This is a genomic window from Bartonella sp. OC68QHHN, from assembly GCF_042193875.1.
In the GTDB taxonomy this organism is placed as follows: Bacteria; Pseudomonadota; Alphaproteobacteria; order Rhizobiales; family Rhizobiaceae; genus Bartonella; species Bartonella grahamii_A.
In genome coordinates this window covers 497-1,162 of the sequence record NZ_JBHIME010000059.1, presented here as the reverse complement: position 1 = coordinate 1,162, position 666 = coordinate 497, and the positions used below count along the sequence as shown (strand labels likewise).

Annotated in this window: 1 protein-coding gene; it reads right to left on the bottom strand. The window is 44.3% G+C overall.

What is annotated here, in order from left to right; genetic code table 11:
* The coding region (locus ACFIJ0_RS07120) for a CatA-like O-acetyltransferase (protein ID WP_375661441.1) at window positions 1-437 on the bottom strand (437 nt) is incomplete at its 3' end.
* Window positions 438-666 lie beyond the last annotated feature (229 nt).

Below are 666 nucleotides of genomic sequence, written 5' to 3'. Positions count from 1 at the left end.
GAGACGAAAAACATATTCTCAATAAACCCTTTAGGGAAATAGGCCAGGTTTTCACCGTAACACGCCACATCTTGCGAATATATGTGTAGAAACTGCCGGAAATCGTCGTGGTATTCACTCCAGAGCGATGAAAACGTTTCAGTTTGCTCATGGAAAACGGTGTAACAAGGGTGAACACTATCCCATATCACCAGCTCACCGTCTTTCATTGCCATACGGAACTCCGGATGAGCATTCATCAGGCGGGCAAGAATGTGAATAAAGGCCGGATAAAACTTGTGCTTATTTTTCTTTACGGTCTTTAAAAAGGCCGTAATATCCAGCTGAACGGTCTGGTTATAGGTACATTGAGCAACTGACTGAAATGCCTCAAAATGTTCTTTACGATGCCATTGGGATATATCAACGGTGGTATATCCAGTGATTTTTTTCTCCATTTTAGCTTCCTTAGCTCCTGAAAATCTCGATAACTCATTAAAGCTAGCGGCCGCTAGCTTATCGATGATAAGCTGTCAAACATGAGAATTTAGCCCGCCTAATGAGCGGGCTTTTTGTTGTGATCCGCGTTGCTGGCGTTTTTCCATAGGCTCCGCCCCCCTGACGAGCATCACAAAAATCGACGCTCAAGTCAGAGGTGGCGAAACCCGACAGGACTATAAAGGAATT